This window comes from Polynucleobacter sp. MWH-UH23A (genome assembly GCF_040409805.1).
In the GTDB taxonomy this organism is placed as follows: Bacteria; Pseudomonadota; Gammaproteobacteria; order Burkholderiales; family Burkholderiaceae; genus Polynucleobacter.
In genome coordinates this window covers 1515129-1538436 of the sequence record NZ_CP099572.1, presented here as the reverse complement: position 1 = coordinate 1538436, position 23308 = coordinate 1515129, and the positions used below count along the sequence as shown (strand labels likewise).

Sequence of the window (23308 nt, the reverse complement as noted above, 5' to 3'; positions counted from 1 at the left end):
CCGAGCAGTTTGCTAGGGTTTATGGTAAAGTTGAGTGGAATAGTCAGGTATTACCCACTTGTCTATTAGCTGTCCATAACAATCCATTACCAAGGTGACATATGAGACTTACAACTAAAGGTCGTTTCGCAGTAACCGCAATGATTGATTTAGCCCTGCGTGAGACGCATGGTCCTGTGACGTTGGCAGGAATTAGTCAGAGACAAAAAATTTCGCTTTCTTACCTCGAGCAGCTATTTGGCAAGCTACGTCGCTTCAATATTGTTGAAAGTACGCGCGGCCCTGGAGGTGGATATACGTTGGCTCGCCCCTCTAATGAAGTGAGTGTCGCCGACATCATTGTGGCTGTTGATGAGCCTTTAGATGCTACTCAGTGCGGCGGTAAAGGTAATTGTCACACCGATGAAGAAAATCATGGTCGTTGCATGACCCATGATCTTTGGAGCAACCTGAACTTAAAGATGGTTGAGTACCTTAGCTCTGTGACCTTGCGTGATCTAGTGCAGCAGCAAGAAGGCCGTGGCATTGTGATCCAAGACATGCGTCCTAAGAAGGTCAAAATTGAAGGTACAAAGGCTGAAAAACCAGCTCCAGTACTAGCAGTAAAAAAAGAAGTTGCCCCAAAGGCGCCACTCGTGAATTCAGTATTTAATTTGGCGCGGCAAAGTTAATTAGCAATTCTTTATTTAGAAATACAACATGAACGCACCACAAGACCTTCCACAACAACCGGTTCCGATGTTTAGTCCTAAGCACTTTCCGGTGTATATGGATTACTCAGCTACAACACCAATAGATCCGCGAGTTGTCGACAAAATGTTGCCTTATTTGCGCGAGCAATTTGGCAATGCCGCTTCTCGTAGCCATGCATATGGCTGGGCTGCGGAGGAGGCAGTTGAGTGGGCGCGTTCTGAGATTGCCCAATTGGTTCATGCGGATCCAAGAGAGATCGTCTTTACTAGTGGCGCTACTGAAAGTATTAATTTGGCTTTGAAAGGTGCCGCTCACTTTTACAAGGATCGCGGTAATCACATCATTACCGTTAAAACAGAACATAAGGCAACTTTGGATACTTGTCGCGAATTAGAGCGTGAAGGTTTTGAAGTTACTTATTTAGATGTATTGCCAAACGGATTGATTGACTTTGCTCAGCTCGAGACTGCAATGAAGCCAGGGACTATTTTGACTTCTGTGATGTATGTCAATAATGAGATTGGCGTAGTGCAAGATATCCCTCGCATTGGTGACTTATGTCGTTCTCGAGGCGTAATCTTCCACGTAGATGCAGCCCAAGCGACCGGTAAAGTTGAAATTGACCTTGATAAGATCAAAGTCGATCTCATGAGTTTTTCAGCACACAAGACTTATGGCCCAAAAGGTATTGGAGCCTTATTTGTACGTCGTAAGCCACGTATTCGTATCGAAGCGCAAATACATGGTGGTGGACATGAGCGTGGCATGCGTTCTGGTACTTTGGCGGTTCACCAAATCGTTGGTATGGGCGAGGCATTTCGTATAGCCCGCATTGAGATGGCAGAAGAGAGTAAGCGTATTCGTGCCTTGCGTGATCGCTTGTTAGCTGGTTTAAAAGATATTGAAGAGGTATATGTGAATGGCGATATGGAAAGCCGTGTGCCCCACAACCTCAATATCAGCTTTAACTATGTTGAGGGTGAGTCCATGATGATGGCTCTCAAAGATTTGGCGATCTCATCTGGTTCTGCCTGTACCTCTGCATCATTGGAGCCTTCTTACGTATTGCGCGCTTTGGGCCGCAATGATGAGTTGGCACATAGCTCGATTCGTTTTACATTGGGCCGCTTTACCACCCAAGAAGAAGTGGACTTCACAATTAAGTTAGTTAAGGAAAAGATTGCGAAGCTGCGCGAGTTATCCCCATTATGGGAAATGTATAAAGACGGGATTGATCTCAGCACCATTCAGTGGGCTGCGCATTAAAGAAACAAAATTGAGAAATTAAAGAGGAAATACCATGGCATATAGCGACAAAGTCATTGACCACTATGAAAACCCCCGCAATGTTGGCTCTTTTGAAAAGGGCGATAACAGTGTAGGAACTGGTATGGTTGGCGCCCCAGCATGTGGCGACGTAATGAAGCTACAGATTCGCGTAAACGATCAAGGCGTTATTGAGGATGCCAAGTTCAAAACTTATGGTTGCGGCTCAGCAATCGCTTCCTCTTCTTTGGTTACAGAGTGGGTTAAAGGAAAGACCTTAGATCAAGCGCTGGAAATTAAGAACTCTTTAATTGCTGAAGAGTTGGCTTTGCCACCTGTGAAAATTCACTGCTCTATTTTGGCTGAAGACGCAATTAAAGCAGCGGTTGCTGACTACAAAGAAAAGCATCCTGCAAAATAAGTATAGAAATATTTGAGATTCATCATGGCAATTACCTTAACTGAAAAAGCAGCAAAGCACGTTAACCGCAATCTGGAGAAGCGCGGTAAAGGTTGTGGCTTGCGGTTAGGTGTTCGCACCACTGGCTGCTCTGGCTTGGCCTATCAGTTGGAGTATGTAGATGAGCCAGCTGCGGAAGATCAAGTATTTGAATCAAATGGCATTAAGGTATTTGTAGATCCAAAAAGTTTGGCTTACCTGGATGGAACGGAATTGGATTTTGTGCGCGAGGGTTTGAACGAGGGATTTAAGTTTCAAAATCCGAACGTAAAAGATGAGTGTGGTTGTGGCGAATCTTTCCGCGTCTGACGATTACTTTCGATTTTTTGGCCTCAACCAGCAATTCAACATCGACTTGCCTGCACTCGATCAGGCTTACTTAGCAATTCAGAAAGAAGTACATCCAGATCGCCATGCTCGTGGTAGTGAGGCAGAGCAACGAATTGCGATGCAAATGGCAACCTTAGCCAATACAGCATATCAAACCCTCAAGAATCCAATTCAGCGGGGGCTTTATTTATGTCAGCTCAATGGGGTGGATGCTAAGTTGGAAACGAACACCGCTATGCCGGCTGCCTTTTTAATGAAGCAAATGGAGTGGCGTGACACGCTCGATGAGCAAGCAGAGGAGTTGCCAGAGCTTGAGGCTCTTATGACTGAAGTAGAGCAATCCAGATCAGATATCCTGGGGGAAATTACTCAAGCAATTGATGGCTCCAAAAATTACCAACGTGCCGCTGAGCTACTCAGAGGGCTATTGTTTATCGATAAATTTGCAATCGAGCTAGATGATGCAATTGCGGCGCTCATTTAGCTACACACTGAAATCTTATGGCTTTATTACAAATCTCCGAACCAGGTAAATCGCTCGCACCGCATCAGCGTCGCATTGCTGTTGGCATTGATTTGGGTACAACGAACTCGTTAGTGGCGATTGTTCGAGATGCGCTACCAAAGGTATTGCCAGATGAACAAGGTCGTGAGTTGCTCCCTTCAGTCGTGCGTTACTTGCCCAATGGCAGAACTCAGGCAGGTTTTGAAGCCTTAGAGAGCGCAGTGAGCGACCCAAAAAATACCATTATTTCAGTAAAGCGCTTCATGGGTCGTGGCTTAAGTGATGTCGAAAATAGCGAAAGCGCACCATACGATTTTGTAGATCAACCTGGTATGCTGAAGTTAAGAACAGTTGCTGGCGATAAAAGTCCAATTGAAGTTTCTGCAGAAATTTTGGCAAGATTGCGTCAGCTTGCTGAAGATTCTGTTTCAGAAGATATTGTTGGCGCAGTAATTACTGTGCCAGCTTATTTTGATGATGCACAGCGTCAAGCAACCAAAGATGCTGCTAAGTTGGCCGGCATCGAAGTACTCCGCTTATTAAATGAGCCGACTGCTGCGGCGATTGCCTATGGATTAGATAATGCTTCTGAGGGTGTTTATGCCGTCTATGATCTTGGCGGCGGAACTTTTGACATTTCTATTTTGCGAATGAGTCGAGGTGTCTTTGAGGTACTCTCTACTGGTGGAGATTCTGCATTAGGCGGGGATGATTTTGATCATCGCCTGTACTGTTGGGTTTTAGAGCAGGCAAAGCTACCGCCCCTATCTGTACACGACCATCGCACATTACTGCAAGCTTGTAAGCATGCAAAAGAACTACTAAGTCACAACCCTTTGGCGCGTGTGCATGAAACACTATCCGATGGAACCGTAGTAAATGTTGGTGTTAGCCAAGCCCAATTTTTTGAGATTACTCAAAACCTAGTAACTAAAACCTTAATGGCATGTAAGAAAGCTTTGCGTGACGCTGGCCTGAAGTCCGCAGATGTAAAAGGTGTGGTAATGGTGGGCGGCTCTACACGCATGCCTAATGTGCAGCGTGCAGTTGGCGAGCTATTTGGCACCCAACCATTAAATAATTTAAATCCTGATCAAGTGGTTGCATTGGGTGCCGCTATGCAAGCTGATTTATTAGCTGGCAATCAAAGTAAAGATGATGAATGGTTGTTGTTGGATGTGATCCCATTGTCCCTCGGTTTGGAGACTATGGGCGGTTTAGTGGAAAAAATCATTCCACGTAACACCCCGATTCCTGTTGCTAGGGCACAAGACTTTACAACTTTTAAAGATGGACAAACAGCTCTGGCTATACAAGTAGTACAGGGCGAGCGTGAGCTAGCTCAAGACTGCCGCTCTCTTGGCCGTTTCGAGTTAAGGGGAATCCCTCCGATGGCAGCTGGTGCCGCGCGCATACGCGTCACCTTCCAAGTGGATGCTGATGGCTTATTGTCAGTAAGCGCAACAGAGCAAGGCTCGGGCGTGAAAGCCTCAATCGATATAAAGCCTTCTTATGGCTTAACAGATGCTGAAATCACTCGGATGCTGCAAGATGGTTTTGCCTCTGCCAAGGAGGATTTGCTTGCGAGATCCCTAAGAGAGGAGCAAGTCAGCGCGCAACGCTTGATTGATGCTGTACAGGCTGCTTTAGTAAGTGATCGACATCTTTTGAGCCAGGAGGAGCAGTCTGCTATTGATCGCGAGATTGAAAAATTACAAATCATCCTAAATGAAGAGACTGACAGCGCAATTGTTCGTAAGGCTGTTGATCATGTAGCACAAGCTACTGATGAATTTGCTCAGAAGCGCATGAATGCCAGCATTCAAAAAGCTTTAGCTGGCAAGAATGTTACCGAGATTTAAGATGTATAAAAATCAATAATCAGAAAATAAGAAGCCATCATGACCCAAATTGTTGTTCTACCTCATAGTGAATATTGCCCAGAAGGTGCAGTTGTCGAGGTCTCACCGGGCACATCTATTTGCGAGGCTTTGTTGGAAAATGACATTCCAATTGAGCATGCCTGTGATATGGTTTGTGCGTGCACTACTTGCCATGTGATTGTGAAAGAGGGTTATCAAAGTCTCAATCCGCCAGACGAGAATGAAGAAGATATGCTTGATCGTGCTTGGGGATTGAATTCTCAATCACGTCTATCTTGCCAAGCAATTGTGGCTAAAGAGGATTTAGTAATTGAGATTCCCAAATACTCAATCAATCACGCTAAAGAGAATCATTGAGTGCACATACCCAGTGAGGTATTAAATAAAAAATGCTTCATCGTTGTAGGTGCAAGGTTAATTATCAGATAAGAATAATTGTTTTATCGCTAGAGTAATATTTTGACGGTTGTGTTTTTTGCGTTCTAGTAGGCCAACTTTTCTATAAATTGTTTTACCAGGTAGCTTCTGAATGGCAAGTTGCCGGTCAGTTCCCCATGGGATATTAGCTAACTTGGGAACTATTGAGTAGCCAATCCCTTGCCTGACCAGTTCAATAATTGCCTCAACAGAGTTGAGCTCCATGCTTTCTTCTATAGATAATTTATTTGCTTTAATGGTTTGATCAACTAGATGACCAGTCCAAGTATTTCGTTCAAATCGAATAAATGGTAGTTTGAGTTTTGAAGAAGAAGGTTTTGTAAAATTCTTCGAATCTAGGGTGGGGGTAATCAGAATCATCGGCTCCCTGTAGAGCTCTGTCCACTGGATATTTTGAGGAAGGGCAAATGGCGATTCTGTAACAATCGCCCCATCTATGCTGCCTTCTAAGACTTGGTCTAGAAAGTTGCTTGAAAGACCCGCTAGTAATTTGATTTCTAAATCAGGGTAACGCAGTTTTAGCTCATTGAGCGTTTTTCCAAATGCACCCATGAGCGATGAAACAAGAGCGCCAATCACAATGGTGCCACTTAAGTCGGATTTTAAATTCGACCCAAGAGCCTCATAGCGTGCAATGATTTCTTGGATTGGTTCAATCAAGGACCTACCGCTTGTATTTAAGCTAAGTGAGCGTTTGGTGCGATCAAAAAGCTCCAGCCCGATTTCTTCTTCAAGTTGCTGGATTTGTTGGCCGGCCGCTGCCGGCGTAAGTCCAATTTCACGTGAGGCTGCGGCAACGCTCTTGTGGCGAGCAATCACAAGGAAGTTTTTGAGGATTCTGATACTGGACATATATTGATTATAAATAAATAATTTATCTCAAAGAAAAATATATTCGATTTATTTTTTATATTCCACCAATATAATGAATCTATGTCAAATACAGATCTCAAAGTAAAAGTCTGGCGCGGTGGGCAAGAGGGCGAATTCGTCGAATACTTGGTACCGCGTAATCCAAACCAAACGGTTTTGGATGTGGTCACCTATATCCAACGCAAACTCGACTCAACGCTGAGCTATCGCTTTGCTTGTCGCGTAGGTATGTGTGGTTCATGTGCAATGACGGTGAATGGCGTTGCAAGATGGACTTGTCGGACCCATGTATCTCAAATTGTGGAAGGGGATGCTTTAGAAATAGCACCACTGAATAACCTGCCAGTTATTAAAGATCTTGCAACGGATATGCGTGAGTTCTTCAATAAATGGAAGGGTGCAGTTGGATTTTTCAAGGGTAATCAAACGCGGCATGATGATTTTGCAAAAGTTGAGCCAGATTCTAAAGAGCGTCAATTAGCAAATGCTGGAATAGAGTGTATTGGTTGTGGTGTTTGTTATGCATCCTGTGAGGTGGTTGAAGCTAGGCCCAACTATTTAGGCCCCGCGGCTCTTAACCGCGCATGGACTCTGTTGAATGATGTTCGGGATACTCAGCAGCTTGAGCGGATGCGTGCCGTTGCAGGTGATGCTGGTTGCCACGCATGCCATACCCAAGGATCCTGTACTGAGCGTTGCCCCAAAGCAATAGAACCAACAGCAAGTATTGCGGGATTGAAAAAATTAGTTGCAAAAGCAGCTGTGCGTGGCAGTAAGTGGGGTAAGTTATGAGTGGCGTTCTTCAGGCAAAACTTTGGTATGCGCAACGAATTAGCGCAATGGTTCTTGGTATCTGCGTTGCTGTCCATTTGCTAATTATTTTTTATGCAATACGAGGCGGGTTAAGCGCGCAAGAGATTTTAGGGCGCACCCAGGGAAACATTAGCTTTGCAATTTTTTATGAGACTTTTGTGCTTGCCTGTTTTGTGCATGCACCGATAGGTGTTGCAAATATCCTTCAGGAAACTTTTCCGAAGAGCAGGCTGGTAAAGCCCATTTCTAGTTTGTTGGCAATCTTGATATTGGTTTTAGGCACAGTAGCGGTCTTTGGTGTATTCACAGGGGGTGCTTGATGAGAGCTAGACCAAAGCTGGATATTCGGGCTAAACGCCACTTATCTTATTTTGCTTATGCTTGCCATCGATTCTCCGGCTTAGTGCTTGCCTGCTTCATTCCATTGCATTTTTTGATGTTGTCGCAATCATTGAGAGGTGCTGAGGGATTTCAGAAATCTCTTGGTTTAACAGATTTTTGGGTATTCAAGTTCGGGGAGTGGACACTTGTTATTTTGCTTGCAATTCACTTGGCTGGTGGTGTTCGCCTGCTCATGATTGAATTTGGGCCGTGGCATGGCTTACGTAAATGTTGGATTCAGATTTCTATCTTGTTTGCGATCGCATGCGGAATTCTATTTTTATCTTTAGCTAACTAATTAGGTTGATATGCAGTTACAAATGAATTTGGTTGAAGAAGCCTGTAAAGAGCTTTACATTCGAGCCCTAAAAATACTTCCTGATGACATCAAGGCTGGTATTGATAAACTCGACAAGTCTGAGACGGATAAGCGTGCACAGGTTGTTTTGAAAACCATGATCACGAATATTTCAGTTGCAGAACGTGAAGATAACCTTTTGTGTCAAGACACTGGGCTGCCAATCTATAACGTAAAAATTGGTAGTAATGTTCAATTTGATGGCATGGCTCTAAAGGCGGCTATCCGTAAGGGGTGCGAACGTGCTACTAAAGAGTATCCATTGAGATCTTCTGTAGTTCATCCCATTACGCGTAAAAATAATCACACTTCATGCGGTATTGATATGCCCGCTATTCATATTGATTTTTGTGATGATCTGGAATCGATAGAAATTGAGATGGTGCCAAAGGGGAGCGGCTCGGAAAACAACTCCTTTTTAAAAATGGCTATTCCGGCTGATGGTATTGCTGGAGTCAAGGCATTTGTTATTGAGAGTGTTGTGTCTGCAGGAGGTAAGACTTGCCCGCCAACTATTGTAGGGGTTGGCATTGGCGGAACATCTGATCAATGTGTCGCAATGGCAAAGCGGGCTGCAACTCGCGCTTTAGGTAGTGCATGTTCTGATGAGGAGGGTGCCAAGCTTGAGAGAGAGTTAAGTGCCGCCGTGAACAAATTGGGCATTGGTCCTCAGGGATTGGGTGGTGATGGTACCGCCTTTGCTGTTCATGTTGAGTTGGCTCATACCCATATCACCTTAAATCCGGTGGCAGTCAATATGCAATGCCACTCTGCTCGTAGAGCGCGTGCAACTATTATACCTGCTGGCATTAAGTTCGGCTTTTAGAAAGAGGCTATGGCTCATTACAACCTCCCAACCCCTGTTAGCGAAGAAGATATTCGTAAGCTTCGTATTAACGATACGGTTACTCTGCAAAACACACTGTTTGGCATTCGTGATGCAACTCAAATTCATATGTTTGATCACGGTCGTAAGACACGTTTTGATTTAAATGGTCATGCCGTAATTCATACGGCGCCGAATGTGCGTAAAGTGCCTATGAGTTCAGAGTTTCCTGCGGGGTATCAACCTATCTGTATTGGTACGACTACATCAGATCGAATGGAGCGCTTTACTAGACCCCTAATGTCACAAAATGGCGTACGTATGATTGTTGGTAAGGGTGGTATGCGTGAGGGCTCTTCTCAAGCATTTCAGGAATTAGGTGGCGTCTATCTCGCCATTATTGGTGGTACAGCAGCTTTAGAAACCACCTGGATTGAGCAAATTGAAGATGTGGATATGGATGACCTTAATCCTGAGTCACTGTGGCGCTTCAAGATTAAAGATTTTGGACCACTATTGGTGGCAATGGATAGTCATGGTGGCAGCATTTATCAAGAAGTCAAAGGGGATGTGGCACGCAACAAGGATGCTGTTCTGAAGAGCTTAGGAATTCATTCATGAGTAGCATTCCAACCATTGATACTGATATTTTGATTTTAGGATCGGGTGGTGCGGGCTTATTTGCCGCATTACATGCACATCAAGCTAATCCAGAATTAGATATCACCATTGCGGTAAAAGGATTGCTGGGCAAGTGTGGCTGTACTCGCATGGTTCAGGGCGGGTATAACGTTGCTCTTGCGGAGGGCGATTCCGTTGAGCGCCATTTCATGGATACGATTGATGGTGGTAAGTGGTTATCCAATCAAGAGCTAGCATGGACATTAGTCAGCAAAGCGGTTGAGCGCATTCATGAGCTTGAGAATGAATTAGGATGTTTTTTTGACCGCAATCCTGATGGCACTGTCCATCAAAAGGCATTTGCAGGACAGACTTTTGACCGCACTGTGCATAAAGGCGATTTAACTGGAATTGAAATTATTAATCGTTTAGCTGAACAGGTTTGGTCAAGAGGAATTCATCGTCTCGAAGAGCATCGTGCTATTGAATTGATACATAGCAAAGACGGCAAAGCGCTTGCGGGCGTTTTGATGCTCAATATGCAAACCGGGCAGTTTGTATTGGTCCGCGCTAAAGCAGTATTGCTAGCAACTGGTGGCGGGCCAACAATGTACAAGTATCACACGCCATCTGGGGATAAGAGTTGTGATGGCTTAGCGATGGCATTGCGCGCAGGTTTAACTTTGCGTGACATGGAAATGGTTCAATTTCATCCAACTGGTTTATTGGCTGGACCAGGCACTCGCATGACGGGTACAGTTCTAGAGGAAGGTTTGCGTGGTGCGGGTGGATATCTCTTGAATGGAAATAAAGAGCGCTTCATGGGTAACTATGATTCACGTAATGAACGAGCTACAAGAGATATTGTTTCTAGATCGATTAATTCTGAGATTCGTGCTGGGCGTGCTACCCCAAATGGAGGTGTTTATATCCAAATGAGTCATTTGGGCCCAGAAAATGTGCGCAAGCAATTCAAAGGAATGGTAGAACGATGTGCTGACAGCGGCTTTGATCTAGCTAATGACTTGGTGGAAGTGGTGCCCACAGCCCATTACATGATGGGTGGTTTAGTTTTCAAAAAGGATTGCAGTACCGACCTTCCCGGTTTGTTTGCGGCAGGTGAGGATACTGGCGGAGTCCATGGCGCCAATCGTTTAGGTGGCAATGGGGTTGCTAACTCAACTGTGTTCGGAGGCATAGCAGGCGAATCCATGGCACAGTGGGTTAGCTCGCAAGAATTGCGTGAATGTAATCTAGATGAAGTAGCCGCTAGCATTCGTCTGCATGAAGAGCCTCTAAAGAAAGAGGCAGGAGATATCGAGCTGATTCGTGATGCTCTAGCGGAGTGTATGTGGGATGATGTCGGTATTTCAAGAACAAAAGATAGCTTATTGCGCGCACGCCACCGTCTTCAAGAGCTTGCATCTCAATTAAAGCAAATGGGCGTTGGTAATATTCAGCGGGAGTACAGTAACACCTGGCAGGACTGGATGAATTTGCAGAATTTGATTTTGGTTAGTCAAGCTGTAACTGAAGCTGCTTTATCTAGGGAGAATTCTCGTGGGGCTCACTATCGCGATGACTTCCCTGATCCAGGTTCTCTAGAAGAATCGTATTACACCGCCGTAAATCTGAACCGAGATGAATTAAGCATCCAAAATCGGCCAGTTCAGTTTACGATGATTAAGCCAGGTCAAACAATATTGTAGAGACATAATATTTTTGAATTAATTGATCCCGTCCACTTTGCATTAGCGACGCTAATAATTTTTGGCGCTTACTTTATTTTTGGCATTTCAGGATTTGGATCATCCATTGTTGCAGTTCCGTTTTTAGTGCAGATGTATCCACTGAAGTCTGTAGTACCAATGATGGTGATAATTGATATTTGCGCTTCCTTGTATGTTGGAAAAAAATCCTCAAAGGATGCCAATCTCAAAGAGCTAAAGTGGTTATTTCCTTTTAGCTTGGTTGGCATGATTTTGGGTATCGTCTTATTGATTAAGGCCCCAAGCGAACCTCTTTTGATTATTTTGGGGTGCTTTGCTGCGCTAAATGGAGTGCGAGTATTGTGGCAAAGAAATCTGGAAATAGTTGACCCCATTAGCAAGTGGTGGGCTGCACCGTTTGGATTTCTGGGTGGAACATTTACAGCACTATTTGCAACGGGTGGTCCAATTTATGTTTCTTACTTGGGTTTGCGTATCAATGACCCTAGGGCATTGCGTGCCACGATGGCATTTGCCATTTTTATGCTGACATTTCTACGGCTAACTTTAATGCTGGTTACAGGCTTGATTCTAAGTTGGCCTGTAATGGGGTTAGCTGTTTGTTTAATGCCAGCAACATTTCTTGGAATCTGGCTTGGAACCCATGTGCACACCAAGCTAAGCAATGCGGGAATGCGGATAGCCTATGGATCAATTTTGATTTTTGCAGGCGTCACTTTGCTTGCTCGACAGATTCCTTAAAGAACTTTTTCAGGGTTCATTAAGTTTTTTGGATCAAGAGCCTTTTTAATTGTGCGCATCAGTTTAATCTCAACAGAATCCTTTCTTAAGGGTAGCTCTTCTCTCTTTGCTTGCCCAATGCCATGTTCGGCAGAAAAAGATCCCGAGTATAGGTAGACTTGATTGTGAACGAGCTCATTAATTTCCTGCCTCTTTGATTCCATGTTGTTGGAGGACATATCTGCTGCCAGAGGGGCTAAGTTGTAGTGCAAATTTCCATCGCCAACATGACCAAAGATGATGGTTTGTGTATCCGGCCAGCGCGCATTAATTTTGACTTCAGTATCTTTAACAAAGTCAGCAATTTTTGAAATCGGTACAGATATATCGTGCTTAATGATGGTTCCAAGCTTTAACTGGGCTTCGGGAATGCTCTCTCTAATGCTCCATAAATCTTTACTCTGTTGGATTGAGTTAGCAATGATGGCATCATCAATTAACTTTAGTTCAAAAGCCTCTGTAAGCAATATTTCAAGTTGGGAACGGCTTCGTTCCGAATCCTCCATGCTGGAGAACTCTAGCAAAATCGTCCAACCTGATTTAGCGCTAAAGGTGGACTCCCAATTTTTAGCTTTGCTTTCAACTAAACAAAGTGCACGGGTAGATATGAGTTCAAACGCTGTTAGATCGGCATTGCATCTTTTGCGGGCTAATTCGATTAACTTAATAGCCGACTCAATATTTTTAATGGCAACCAATGAGGTTGCTTTAGATTGGGGAAGCGGAAAGAGCTTAAGTGTTGCTGCTGTAATGATTCCAAGCGTACCCTCTGATCCGATATAAAGATCTTTTAAAGAGTATCCAGTATTGTCTTTGCGTAAGCCACGTAAGCCATGCAAAATATCGCCACTTGGAGTTACTACCTCTAACCCTAGAGTAAGATCTCGCATGTTTCCATATCGCAGCACCTGAACGCCACCGGCATTGGTGCCTAAATTTCCTCCAATTGTGCAGCTTCCCTCGGCGGCTAAACTTAATGGGAATAGCATGTTGGCATTTAACGCTGCATCCTGAACTTGAGAGAGGATTGTGCCCGCCTCTACGGTGATAGTGGAATTATCTAAGTCAATTTCGCGTATGGCATTTAAGCGAGTAGTGCTTATGACAACTGAATTTCCATGCAACCTTGGCGTAGCGGCACCACATAGACCAGTGTTACCACCCTGTGGAGTGATGGCAATATTTTCTTGATTGCAGAGTCGTACTAAGGCCAATACTTCTTCGGTGGTTTTGGGTTTTAAGACTGCAATTGCCTTGCCAGAGTAACGCTTACTCCAATCAATTAGAAATGGTTTTTTATCTAAATCTGAGATCAATACATTCTGAATGCCAATAATTTGTTGGCATTCTTCAATGAATTTGCCGTGCGGATCCACTTCAATTGCGCTTTATGTTCGGCGCAGCAAGACCCTCGATCATGATATTGAGGCATGAGGGCAGTTTGCTTTCTAGTGCTCGTTTTGCCGCTGGCAGTACTTCATCAGAGTGTTGTACTAGCTCACCGTGCCCACCGAATGCCTCGCAAACTTTTTCATAATGCGATGGTAGTAATTCACAGCCAATCGTTCTATCCTTGCCATATTCACGAACCTGTATTTGATACTCTGCATTCCAGCGCGCATCGTTACCAACAACCAAAATAAAGGGAAGTTGATAGCGGACGGCAGTGTCAATTTCTGCGCTATGAAATCCAAACGTGCCATCACCCATGACAGAAATAATTGGCACATCAGGTTTTGCAACCCTTGCAGCAACAGCAAAAGGTAAGGCAGATCCAATCGAACCTGCAACTCCATTAATTACTCGATTGGGGGCGCTAAGACAAGCTTGTGCCCATTGACCAATTTCACCGCCATCACTAACCAGTATTGAATCTGGATGACTATCTAAAATTTGCTGAAGTGGTTTTAAAGCTTGAGCAGGATGAATCTTATTTGAAGATTTAGCTAAGGCATCCCAGGCGCTGGGCCTAAATTGAATTGCACTCCGCACTTCGTTTTTCCAATCAGAATTTGCTAACTTATTCTTATCAAGTTTCATGATGACTTGAATAGCTGTTGGTATATCAACCTTTATTACATGAGTTAGTCGGCTACCAACAGCCTTCTTGGTGCGATCAATTTCAGCCTGATCAGGATCAATTTGCAGAAAAGTGCAATCTTGATTGATGCCTGGGCTTTGTGCAAACTTCAAAGTAAAGTCAACTTTCTTGCCTAGCAGTAATATGCAATCGGCTTGATTTAAAACTTCAGAAAATGCACCAAGACTTGGATCGCTGATACCACGAGGGCTCTCCATGCCAATGGTTGGAATTCCAAGAAAGTCCTCAAGCGCTTGAAGCTGACTCCTGCCATTCTTGGACAACATCATCGGACCAGTTAGGATGAGAGGCTTCTTCGCTTGTTTTAGTTGATCCAATAAAGCAATTAATTCTTCCGCATCAATGGCGGAGGATTCTGGGGTGAAAGAATCTATTGTGAGCATGTTCGTGTTGGTGGCTAACGCTTCTAGAACATCCGTAGGAAGGCTAATATGAACTGGTCCAGGCCTACCTGATGTAGCAATACGAATTGCTTTTGCAATATCCGTTGCAATATCTTCAAGTTTTGGGCATACCCAAGAAGCTTTGGTAAGCGGTGCCGCAATATTTGCCTGATGCATTTCTTGAAATGCGCCTTTGCCTAGTTGCCCTATGGGTGCATGGCCAGAAAAAAGGATTACTGGCGATTCAGCCATGCCAGCTGTGTAAAGTGCGGAGATGGCATTTGCATGACCAGGGCCACCGGTCACAAGCGCTATCCCAACTTTCCCAGTAAGTCGTGCCCAAGCATCAGCCATGTGTACTGCAGCTGCCTCATGTCGAGTATGAATCAAATCAATAGTCGATCCAAAAACGGCATCATATATGGGCATGATGTGATTGCCAGACAGGGTAAAGATTTTGTTAATACCGGCTAATTCCAGAGTTTCAACAAATTCATTGGCACCAGTACGTTTTTTTTCACTCATATTTTTTTATTAAGATATTAAATACCTAACAAGAATTAACTGCTGCAAGTGGGTAAATAAAAAGTCGCACCTAGGAGTGCGACTTTGCTTTTACTGGGCGCTAATATTGCGACCTTTGATTACCTTCTCCCAGACGACAGATTCATTTTTTACTTGGGATTCAAAATCTTTTTGTGTGTTTACGACTGCAGTCAGTCCGTTGAGGTCAAGGCTGTTTCTCATGGCCTCTGAACCAACAGCTTTCACAGTGGCAGCATAGATTTTGTCGGTAATGGCCTTAGGTGTATTAGCAGGCGCTACAAGACCAAACCAACCAGTAGATTCAAATCCAGGGATTCCAGCTTCAGCAGCAGTGGGGACGTCTGGTAATTGTTTTGAGCGCTTTAAGCTAGTAACAGCTAGAGGTTTAATCTGTCCTGCTTTAGCAAAGCCAGTTGCTGCAGTCAGATTACCAACCATGAAATCAATTTGCCCTGCTACAAGATCATTAAGCGCGGCAGACTCCCCTTTATAGGGGACGTGGGTAGCTGGAATATTGGCGGAGTAGGTCAGGTTTTCCGCGGCCATATGAACTTGGCTTCCAATGCCAGCAGAGCCAAAGTTGAGATCCTTAGTCTTGGCGTATGCAATGAATTCACCAAGATTTTTTACTGGCAATTTGGTGCTTACAGACAATAGCATCGGGCCACTAGCTACATTAGTGATGTACACAAAATCTTTTGCATAGTTCACAGGTAATTTTTTGTACAAACTAGGATTTACAGTGAGCATACTTCCGGAAGCCAGCATGATGGTGTAACCATCTGCTGCAGATTGAGCTACAAACTCTGCGGCAATATTGCCACCAGCGCCTGGCTTATTTTCAACAATGACGTTTTGCCCCAAGTCTTTAGAAAGCTGTTGTGCGAGTAAGCGACCAAGAATATCCGTAGTGCCACCTGCGGCAAAAGGTATAACAAGTTTAATTGGCTTAGTCGGCCAGTTTTGTGCATACGAAATTGGTGATGCAAGTACAGCTATAGCTCCAACAAGCCAAACGAAATTTTTGCTTAGATTGCGAATAACTTGCTTAAACATGCCCATGTTCTCCTAGGTGTTAATGTGATATTTGTATCTTATCTTTGATTTGACTTAAAAATAAGATCAACCTCTATTTAATAGTAATAAGCTTATGTAAAACCACTGTCTCCTCCAGTCAGAGCGCAAGAAATTAAATTCAATTTGCATCGCACAATGAATTGAGTGTTGCAAGATATCTAAATCATCTATATGATTTAGATATGTCATCCATTTTGATCTCTGAGTTCATTTCAAGTCAAGCCTTAGAAACCCTGCGTTCTAAGCATTCGGTTGCTTACGAGCCTGAGTTGTACAAGGATCGGCCTGCACTAATTGCTGCAGTGCAAAATGTGGACGCCCTGATTGTCCGGAACTTAACGCAAGTGAACGAAGAAGTGCTTGCCGGAGCATCAAAACTGAGAGTGGTTGGCCGCCTTGGGGTTGGTCTTGAAAATATTGAGTTGCCTGCATGCGCGAAGCGCAACATTAAGGTAATACCGGCGACTGGAGCAAATGCTGAATCTGTCGCTGAATATGTTATTGGTGCTGCTGTTGCATTAACTCGTGGATTTATTCCCGCAACGATTAGTACATTAAAAGGCGAATGGCCTCGCCCCCGTTTTTCGACTTATCACGAGTTTTCTGGAAAAACTATTGGAATAGTGGGTTTTGGAAGCATTGGTCGAGTAGTTGCTAAAAAAGCTAACGCATTTGGCTTGAAGTGTCTTGCTTATGATCCCGTGCTAAGTGGAAATGCTGTGGCATTAGAAGGATTCGAGGTTCCGCTCATTTCATTAGGTGCGCTGTTATCTCAAAGCGATGCAGTAACACTTCATCTTCCTTTGTTGCCAGAAACAAAAGGCTTATTTAATGCCGATGTTTTAGCCCAAATGAAGGCCGGCGCATGTTTGATCAATACGGCTCGTGGCGGCATCGTAGATGAAGTGGCTTTGGCAGAGTGCATGCGCTCAGGTCATCTAGGCGGGGCTGCACTGGATGTGTTTTCTAGTGAGCCCGCTAAGGATTTAAGTCATTTTTCGGGAATAGAGAATTTAATATTGACGCCGCATATTGCTGGCGTTACCCACGAGAGTAATGACCGGGTTAGCCAAATGATTGCCGATGAAGTTAATCTATTTTTAGGAGCATAAGATGAACATGTCTTATGAGCAGATGGTCGAGTTGGCATCCTCTGGTTTGGTGGCTGCCGGCATTGGAGAGAAAGCAGCATTTGAGACTGCACAGTTCTTATCGCTTGCAGAATTAGATGGTTTAGCTTCTCATGGCTTAGCGCGTGTATCTCAATATGCTGGGCACGCAAAAAATGGTCGCATAGAGCTTGCCCCAAAAATCAAAGTTCGCCCATTTAAAACTTCTGCTGCATTGGTTGATGCCTGTGATGGTCTTGCGTTCCCTGCGCTACGTTTTGCTACTGACCTATCTGTTAATCTCGCTTCAAAAACGGGCGTTGGCCTGGTTGCCGTAACTAATAGTCATCACTTTGGTGTTGCCGGACATTATGCTGAAGCTGCAGCTCGCGCCGGTTATATTTCATTGTTATTTGGTAATACCCCAGCTGCCATGCCCATGGTTGGTGGAAGTAAGGCAATGTTTGGAACCAATCCTTTGGCTGCTGCATTTCCTGTTCAAGGACATGAACCATTAGTAATAGATATGTCACTTTCGGCTGTTGCGCGCGGTAAGTTGCTGGTTGCTGCTAAAAAGGGCGAATCTATTCCTGAAGGCTGGGCTTTAACTGCTGATGGCAAGCCAACTACCGATCCTCAAGAGGGCTTGAAAGGTTTGATGGTTCCGCTGGGTGGTGACAAGGGTGCCTTGCTTGCATTGATTGTGGAGTTACTCGTTGTAGGTCTATCGGGCAGTCGTTTTTCCTATGAGGCGGATTCCTTTTTTGATGCAAAAGGAAATCGTCCGCGTATTGGACAACTTTTATTGACGATTGATCCAGGCCTTTCTGGTGGAAATGTTTTTGCTGGAAGAATGCGAGATTTTTTAAAGGAATTATCTGCTGATTCTGGCACAAGAATTCCTGGTGAACGTCGATTTAAGCAACGCGCTAGCGGCTTTAAAGGTGGCGTGAATGTTTCTGAAGTGGTGGTAGGAGAAATTCAGACTGGCATTCGTCAGTCATGGAGTAATTCGTAATTTAATGGGGTTAACGAGGAGAAAGTAATGATCCATTTTGTCGTGCATGAGCCAGGTGATGGCGTAGGGGTAGTTGTTGTTGAAGGCGTTAAAGCCGGTGACGATCTAATTGGTTGGGTGATGGATGGAGATTTGACATTGAACTTTAAATCAATGAGTGATATTCCAATTGGCCACAAAATTTCTTTAAAGGATTTTCAGCCAGGCGATACCGTCATGAAATATGGCATTGACATTGGCAAGGTAGTTGCTCCCATCAAAAAAGGCGAGCACCTTCATGTTCAGAACGTTAAAACAAAGCGTTGGTAAGCCAACCCCCTATTTATTCATTGAGAAAGAAAAAAGATGATTAATTTAAAAGATGCAACCTTTATGGGCTACCGTCGCGAGAACGGTCGTATGGGTATCCGTAATCACGTATTAATTTTGCCCTTAGATGACTTGTCTAATGCGGCTTGCGAAGCTGTTGCCAATAACATCAAGGGCACAATGGCGATTCCACACTCTTATGGCCGTTTACAGTTTGGCGCGGACTTAGAGTTGCATTTCCGTACATTGATTGGAACTGGATCTAATCCAAACGTTGCTGGTGTTGTGGTGATTGGTATCGAACCACAGTGGACCAAGATCGTAGTGGATGGAATTAAAGCATCAGGCAAACCGGTTGAAGGTTTCTGGATTGAAGGCAATGGCGATACCGCTACGATCGCTTCTGCAAGTAAAGCTGCATACAAAATGATGAAGCATGCTTCAAGGCAGCAGCGTGTTAAGGCGCCTTTATCTGAACTGTGGGTATCCACAAAATGCGGAGAGTCTGACACTACTTCTGGTTGCGGGGCGAACCCAACTGTGGGTAATGCATTTGATAAGTTGTATGGAATTGGTTCAACTCTGGTTTTTGGTGAAACAACCGAATTAACTGGCGGCGAACATTTGGTTGAAGCGCGTTGCCGTAATGACGCAGTCAAGAAAAAGTTCCGCGAAATGTTCGATCGCTATCAGGATGTAATTGAGCGTCATAAAACGAGCGATCTTTCTGATTCTCAGCCAACCAAAGGAAATATTGCTGGCGGTCTTACGACTATCGAAGAAAAAGCTTTGGGTAATATTCAGAAAATTGGTAAGAAATGTATCGTGGACAGCGTATTAGATAAAGCTGAAACGCCTACAATTCCTGGCTTGCACTTTATGGATTCTTCATCAGCAGCGGCAGAGATGGTGACTCTTTGTGCGGCAGCTGGATTTGCAGCGCATTTCTTCCCAACGGGTCAAGGCAACGTGATTGGTAATGCAATTCTTCCTGTGATTAAGATTTGCGCGAATCCGAAAACAGTTCGCACCATGAGTGAGCATATTGACGTTGACGTATCGGGTATTTTGCGTCGCGAAGAAAATATGGATCAGGCTGGCGATAAGTTGTTGGAATGCCTGTTGCGTACAGCAGATGGTGAGCTGACAGCTTCTGAGATTCTCGGTCACCGCGAGTTTGTATTAACACGCTTATACGAGTCTGCATAAGTAGAGCATGAGATCCCTGGCTGCTTATCAAGAGGTAAAGCAAAAGATCACTGAAGATCTGGTCAGGGGTCGTTTTCCTATGGGGCAGGCTTTGCCTGCCGAAAAGGATTTATCTAAAGAATTAGATGTTTCAATTGGTACTCTGCGCAAAGCGGTTGATGAATTAGTGGCTGAGGGTATTGTGGTTCGCCGGCAAGGTAAAGGTACCTTTGTTGCTGAACATGATGTTAAGCGCTTGCTGTATTACTTTTTTCATGTTGTTAAGCATGATGCTGACAATAAAATAAATCCACGAGTAGATTTGGTATCTTTGCAGTCTGCATCAGCCAACAAAGAAGAAGCAGAAAAGCTTGAAATTAAGGAGGGGGCCGCTATCTGGCGAATCATTAATCGCCTATACCTCGAAGATCGTTGCGTCATGATTGACCACATCACTTTAGATAAGATGCGTTTCAAAAATCTCACTCGCACCGACTTTATCCAGCGTGAAGGTAGTATTTACCAGTTGTATCAAATGAAGTATGGTCAAACCGTTGTGCGAAGTAGCGAGCGATTGAGGGCCGGCTTAGCTGGAAAGCAGTATGCAGAGTGGCTGGGTCTAAAACCAAATTCCCCAGTTCTGATTATCCGAAGAGTTGCACTTGGTATGCAGGACGAGCCATTAGAGTGGCGGGTTTCGACACTAAATACCCATCAGCATGAATATTTCAGTGAGTTAGTTGTCTAGACTCATGGTAAATATGCTTAAGTCAAATTTACCAGGCATCTTGGTGTGCTTAGTAATTGCAATGTCGACTAGCTTTTTGTCAGAAAATTATGGTGGTCCACAGCTGCTTTATGCCTTGTTGATTGGATTATCGCTACACTTTTTATATCTTCAAGATACTGTTAGACCAGGCATAGATTTTTGCGCAAAAACAATTTTACGCTTAGGCGTTGCTTTTTTAGGCATTCGAATTACATTTTCTGATATCAGTGCTATCGGCATTAATACTGGATTAATGGTGATATGCGCTGTTGTGGCCACTGTTGCGCTGGGATTTTTATTGGCCAGAATTTTAAAGTTGGCGCCTGATTTTGGTTTGATTGCAGGTGGTTCTGTAGGTATTTGTGGGGCCTCTGCCGCTCTCGCTGTAGCATCAGTATTGCCGAAATCAAAGGCAAATGAGCAATTCACTTTATTGGTAGTTGTGGGTGTTACGGTGCTTTCTACCATTGCTATGGTTACTTACCCATTTGCGCTTCGAATGCTAAATGTAAGCACGCTATCTGCAGGGATTTTTATTGGTGCCACAATTCATGATGTTGCTCAAGTGGTCGCTGCGGGTATGCTTTTTGGCCCAGAAGCAGGTGACGTTGCAACTGTAGTGAAGTTATTTCGAGTGGCTTTATTGCTCCCAGTAGTACTCTTCATCTCTATTTTCTTTGGCACCCAAAAATCTTCAAATAAATTAGGGTGGGCTAGTTTAAAACTGATCCCCACTTTTTTACTAGGTTTTGTGGCGCTTTCCATTATTGCTTCAATGAAAATACTCCCGCTGGTGGTTACCCAGCAGATTGGTGGCCTTTCTCGATGGATGTTAGTTATTGCAATTGCTGCAGCTGGTTTGAAAACCAATTTTCAAGAGTTAGCAAAGCTCGGTTGGCAGCCAGTGCTGATGTTAGTGGTGGAAACTCTTTTTATTGCTCTTTTGGGGCTAATATTTATTTTCTACGTAGCATAAGAACGTAATTCTGTTGTAGATTGTCTTGTATGCTTTAAATACATGACGGAGCTGTCTTAAAACTGGAGGCAAAGTATTTATGTCTAAGAAGGATGTATTTTCTAAACGTCGAGATTTCTTAAAGTCTTCAGTTGCAGTTGGGGTTACTGTCGGGGCTGCCGCTAGCGCGCATTCTTCTCCTCTCAAAAACCAAGACAATGGATTTTTGGAAGTCGATCCTTGGACTAAGACTCAGGGTTCCGGTTTCGTAAATCCTCCTTATGGGCTGCCATCTAAGTATGAAAAAAATGTAGTGCGCCTTCTACCCTCTCCGGCACCCACTTTTTTAACGGGATCACGAACTCCTTTACAAAGTTTGCATGGAATCATTACCCCTAATGGTCTGGTGTTTGAGCGTCACCATGCAGGCGTGCCCGATATCAATCCTGACTTACATAGATTAGTTATTCATGGCTTAGTTGATCGGCCTATGATTTTTACCATGGATGACATTGTTCGATTCCCGTCTGAATCTAGAATCTACTTTCTGGAGTGCTCTGGTAATAGTGCAGCTGAACTCAAGAAAGCAAGTAATCAAACGGTTCAGCAGATTCATGGATTGGTTTCTTGTTGCGAGTGGACTGGTGTTCGTCTATCTACAATCTTGCAAGAGTGTGGGGTGCAGTCAAACGCCAAATGGGCGTTAGCGGAAGGTGCCGATGGCGCAGCGATGACTCGTAGTATTCCTATGAGTAAGTTAATGGATGATGCATTATTGGTTTATGCTCAAAATGGTGAGATGTTGCGTGCTGAGCAAGGTTATCCCTTGCGCTTATTTTTGCCTGGCTATGAAGGCAATATGAGCATTAAGTGGTTACGCAGAATTAAGCTGGGGACTGAGCCCTGGCAAACTCGCGAAGAGACATCTGCGTATACTGATCTTCGGGCGGATGGTAAGGCATCACAATTTACTTTTTCGATGGAAGTAAAGTCTGTCATCACGCAACCCTCAGGCATGATGAAGCTTAAATCAAAGGGTTTCTATGAAATCTCAGGGTTCGCTTGGTCTGGTAACGGGAAGATTCGTAGAGTAGAGGTCTCAACTAATGGCGGTAAATCATGGAATGATGCTGTACTGCAAGAGCCGGTGATGGATAAATCCCTGGTTCGATTTCGTTTTCCATGGGTTTGGGATGGAGCGCCAGCTACATTAATGAGTAGGGCAGTTGACTCCAGTGGTGAAGTTCAACCCACCATGGATGCAGTTATCAAAGCAAAAAGTGCAAACACCTTCTATCACAATAATGCAATTCAACCTTGGCGAGTTGCAGCCAATGGAGAGGTGGCTAATGGCCGTTAAAAGATATTTCATCTTCGTAAGCTGTGTGACAGTAATTGGGGCGCTCGTGGGTTGTGTGAGTGGATATCAGTCCCATGGCCCTGTTGGTCTTGGCAAGCCCATTTCTGAAGATCAGGTACGTGCTTGGAACATTGATGTTGGCCCAACTGGTGCCGGTCTACCTACTGGCTCTGGAACTGTGGCTGCTGGAGAAAAGCTATATCAGCAACAGTGCGCTTCATGTCATGGCGATAAAGGTCAAGGCGGCCCTGCAAATCGGTTAGTGGGTGGCGGAGCGTTAAATACAGATAAGCCAGTAAAAACGGTGGGAAGTTTTTGGCCGTACTCAACCACAATTTTTGATTACATCAAAAGAGCGATGCCACATCAGGCACCGCAATCTTTAACGAATGATCAGGTGTATGCCGCTACTGCTTATATTTTGTATCTGAATAAGATTATTTCAGCAGATCAAGTAATTGATGCTAAGACCTTACCTTTGGTAAAGATGCCCAATCGAGATGGATTTATTCCTATTGAGAAATAAGCATTAGCTA

The 23308-nt window shown here is 44.2% G+C and carries 26 protein-coding genes; 22 read left to right on the top strand and 4 right to left on the bottom strand.

What is annotated here, in order from left to right; translation table 11 throughout:
- Positions 1-101 precede the first annotated feature (101 nt).
- The 7 genes from NHB35_RS08020 to fdx all read left to right on the top strand — a co-directional run bounded on the left by NHB35_RS08020 (position 102) and on the right by fdx (position 5494).
- A complete protein-coding gene (locus tag NHB35_RS08020; protein WP_353431847.1) occupies positions 102-671 on the top strand; it encodes a Fe-S cluster assembly transcription factor in 570 nt (189 codons plus the stop codon).
- A gap of 67 nt (positions 672-738) precedes the next feature.
- Entirely contained in the window at positions 739-1959 is a 1221-nt protein-coding gene (locus tag NHB35_RS08015) for an IscS subfamily cysteine desulfurase (RefSeq protein WP_353433429.1), read from the top strand.
- A gap of 34 nt (positions 1960-1993) precedes the next feature.
- On the top strand, positions 1994-2380 hold the full coding sequence (iscU, locus tag NHB35_RS08010; RefSeq protein ID WP_173956180.1) for a Fe-S cluster assembly scaffold IscU: 387 nt from the start codon (positions 1994-1996) through the stop codon (positions 2378-2380).
- Positions 2381-2404: 24 nt separating this feature from the next.
- A complete protein-coding gene (gene iscA, locus NHB35_RS08005; RefSeq protein WP_353431846.1) occupies positions 2405-2728 on the top strand; it encodes an iron-sulfur cluster assembly protein IscA in 324 nt (107 codons plus the stop codon).
- Positions 2706-3233, top strand: coding sequence for a Fe-S protein assembly co-chaperone HscB (gene hscB, locus NHB35_RS08000; RefSeq protein WP_353431845.1), 528 nt, complete (start codon positions 2706-2708; stop codon positions 3231-3233). Before iscA ends, hscB begins: the two co-directional genes overlap by 23 nt.
- Before the next feature lie 17 nt (positions 3234-3250).
- Positions 3251-5116: a Fe-S protein assembly chaperone HscA gene (gene hscA / locus NHB35_RS07995; protein ID WP_353431844.1), complete on the top strand. Its 1866-nt coding sequence runs from the start codon at positions 3251-3253 to the stop codon at positions 5114-5116.
- A gap of 39 nt (positions 5117-5155) precedes the next feature.
- Positions 5156-5494 carry an ISC system 2Fe-2S type ferredoxin gene (gene fdx, locus NHB35_RS07990; RefSeq protein ID WP_353431843.1) on the top strand — a complete coding sequence of 113 codons (339 nt, stop codon included), beginning with the start codon at positions 5156-5158 and terminating at the stop codon, positions 5492-5494.
- 57 nt (positions 5495-5551) lie between these two features.
- Here the strand turns inward: fdx and NHB35_RS07985 are convergent, their stop codons facing one another.
- Positions 5552-6427: a LysR family transcriptional regulator gene (locus NHB35_RS07985; RefSeq protein WP_353431842.1), complete on the bottom strand. Its 876-nt coding sequence runs from the start codon at positions 6425-6427 to the stop codon at positions 5552-5554.
- Between the two features lie 81 nt (positions 6428-6508).
- On the opposite strand from NHB35_RS07985, the gene NHB35_RS07980 reads away from it, so the two are divergent.
- Genes NHB35_RS07980 through NHB35_RS07950 form a run of 7 tightly spaced genes read left to right on the top strand, consistent with a single transcriptional unit; the run spans position 6509 to position 11918 of the window.
- Positions 6509-7240, top strand: a complete 732-nt coding sequence (locus NHB35_RS07980; protein WP_353431841.1) for a succinate dehydrogenase/fumarate reductase iron-sulfur subunit — start codon at positions 6509-6511, stop codon at positions 7238-7240.
- Entirely contained in the window at positions 7237-7581 is a 345-nt protein-coding gene (locus NHB35_RS07975; protein WP_353431840.1) for a succinate dehydrogenase, read from the top strand. The genes NHB35_RS07980 and NHB35_RS07975 overlap by 4 nt, the downstream gene beginning before the upstream one ends.
- The gene (sdhC, locus tag NHB35_RS07970) at positions 7581-7940 is read left to right on the top strand and encodes a succinate dehydrogenase, cytochrome b556 subunit (protein WP_353431839.1); all 360 of its coding nucleotides are present in this window, start codon (positions 7581-7583) and stop codon (positions 7938-7940) included. The genes NHB35_RS07975 and sdhC overlap by 1 nt, the downstream gene beginning before the upstream one ends.
- A 10-nt stretch (positions 7941-7950) precedes the next feature.
- Complete coding sequence (locus NHB35_RS07965) at positions 7951-8826, top strand: fumarate hydratase (protein WP_353431838.1); 876 nt, start codon at positions 7951-7953, stop codon at positions 8824-8826.
- A gap of 9 nt (positions 8827-8835) precedes the next feature.
- Positions 8836-9447 (top strand): fumarate hydratase C-terminal domain-containing protein, encoded by a 612-nt coding sequence (locus tag NHB35_RS07960; protein WP_353431837.1) that lies wholly within the window; start codon positions 8836-8838, stop codon positions 9445-9447.
- Positions 9444-11156, top strand: a complete 1713-nt coding sequence (locus NHB35_RS07955; protein WP_353431836.1) for an FAD-binding protein — start codon at positions 9444-9446, stop codon at positions 11154-11156. The genes NHB35_RS07960 and NHB35_RS07955 overlap by 4 nt, the downstream gene beginning before the upstream one ends.
- A 9-nt stretch (positions 11157-11165) precedes the next feature.
- Entirely contained in the window at positions 11166-11918 is a 753-nt protein-coding gene (locus NHB35_RS07950) for a sulfite exporter TauE/SafE family protein (protein ID WP_353433428.1), read from the top strand.
- Here the strand turns inward: NHB35_RS07950 and NHB35_RS07945 are convergent.
- The 3 genes from NHB35_RS07945 to NHB35_RS07935 form a co-directional block, all read right to left on the bottom strand.
- Positions 11915-13333 (bottom strand): FAD-binding oxidoreductase, encoded by a 1419-nt coding sequence (locus tag NHB35_RS07945; RefSeq protein WP_353431835.1) that lies wholly within the window; start codon positions 13331-13333, stop codon positions 11915-11917. The genes NHB35_RS07950 and NHB35_RS07945 overlap by 4 nt on opposite strands.
- Position 13334: 1 nt before the next feature.
- Positions 13335-14966 carry a thiamine pyrophosphate-binding protein gene (locus NHB35_RS07940; RefSeq protein ID WP_353431834.1) on the bottom strand — a complete coding sequence of 544 codons (1632 nt, stop codon included), beginning with the start codon at positions 14964-14966 and terminating at the stop codon, positions 13335-13337.
- 90 nt (positions 14967-15056) lie between these two features.
- Positions 15057-16043 carry a tripartite tricarboxylate transporter substrate binding protein gene (locus NHB35_RS07935; protein ID WP_353431833.1) on the bottom strand — a complete coding sequence of 329 codons (987 nt, stop codon included), beginning with the start codon at positions 16041-16043 and terminating at the stop codon, positions 15057-15059.
- A 203-nt stretch (positions 16044-16246) separates the two neighbouring features.
- Here NHB35_RS07935 and NHB35_RS07930 point away from each other — a divergent pair, with 203 nt between their 5' ends.
- The 8 genes from NHB35_RS07930 (at position 16247) to NHB35_RS07895 (ending at position 23298) form a co-directional block, all read left to right on the top strand.
- The gene (locus NHB35_RS07930; protein ID WP_353431832.1) at positions 16247-17176 is read left to right on the top strand and encodes a hydroxyacid dehydrogenase; all 930 of its coding nucleotides are present in this window, start codon (positions 16247-16249) and stop codon (positions 17174-17176) included.
- Between the two features lies 1 nt (position 17177).
- Positions 17178-18191, top strand: a complete 1014-nt coding sequence (locus tag NHB35_RS07925) for an Ldh family oxidoreductase (RefSeq protein WP_353431831.1) — start codon at positions 17178-17180, stop codon at positions 18189-18191.
- Positions 18192-18218: 27 nt separating this feature from the next.
- On the top strand, positions 18219-18500 hold the full coding sequence (locus tag NHB35_RS07920; protein ID WP_068322357.1) for a flagellar biosynthesis protein FlgA: 282 nt from the start codon (positions 18219-18221) through the stop codon (positions 18498-18500).
- A 36-nt stretch (positions 18501-18536) separates the two neighbouring features.
- A complete protein-coding gene (locus NHB35_RS07915; RefSeq protein ID WP_353431830.1) occupies positions 18537-19709 on the top strand; it encodes a UxaA family hydrolase in 1173 nt (390 codons plus the stop codon).
- A gap of 7 nt (positions 19710-19716) precedes the next feature.
- Positions 19717-20436: a GntR family transcriptional regulator gene (locus NHB35_RS07910; RefSeq protein WP_353431829.1), complete on the top strand. Its 720-nt coding sequence runs from the start codon at positions 19717-19719 to the stop codon at positions 20434-20436.
- Between the two features lie 13 nt (positions 20437-20449).
- Entirely contained in the window at positions 20450-21433 is a 984-nt protein-coding gene (locus NHB35_RS07905) for a putative sulfate exporter family transporter (protein ID WP_353431828.1), read from the top strand.
- A gap of 79 nt (positions 21434-21512) precedes the next feature.
- Positions 21513-22772 (top strand): sulfite dehydrogenase, encoded by a 1260-nt coding sequence (soxC, locus tag NHB35_RS07900; RefSeq protein WP_353431827.1) that lies wholly within the window; start codon positions 21513-21515, stop codon positions 22770-22772.
- Positions 22762-23298 (top strand): cytochrome c, encoded by a 537-nt coding sequence (locus NHB35_RS07895; RefSeq protein ID WP_353431826.1) that lies wholly within the window; start codon positions 22762-22764, stop codon positions 23296-23298. The genes soxC and NHB35_RS07895 overlap by 11 nt, the downstream gene beginning before the upstream one ends.
- Positions 23299-23308: the final 10 nt, after the last annotated feature.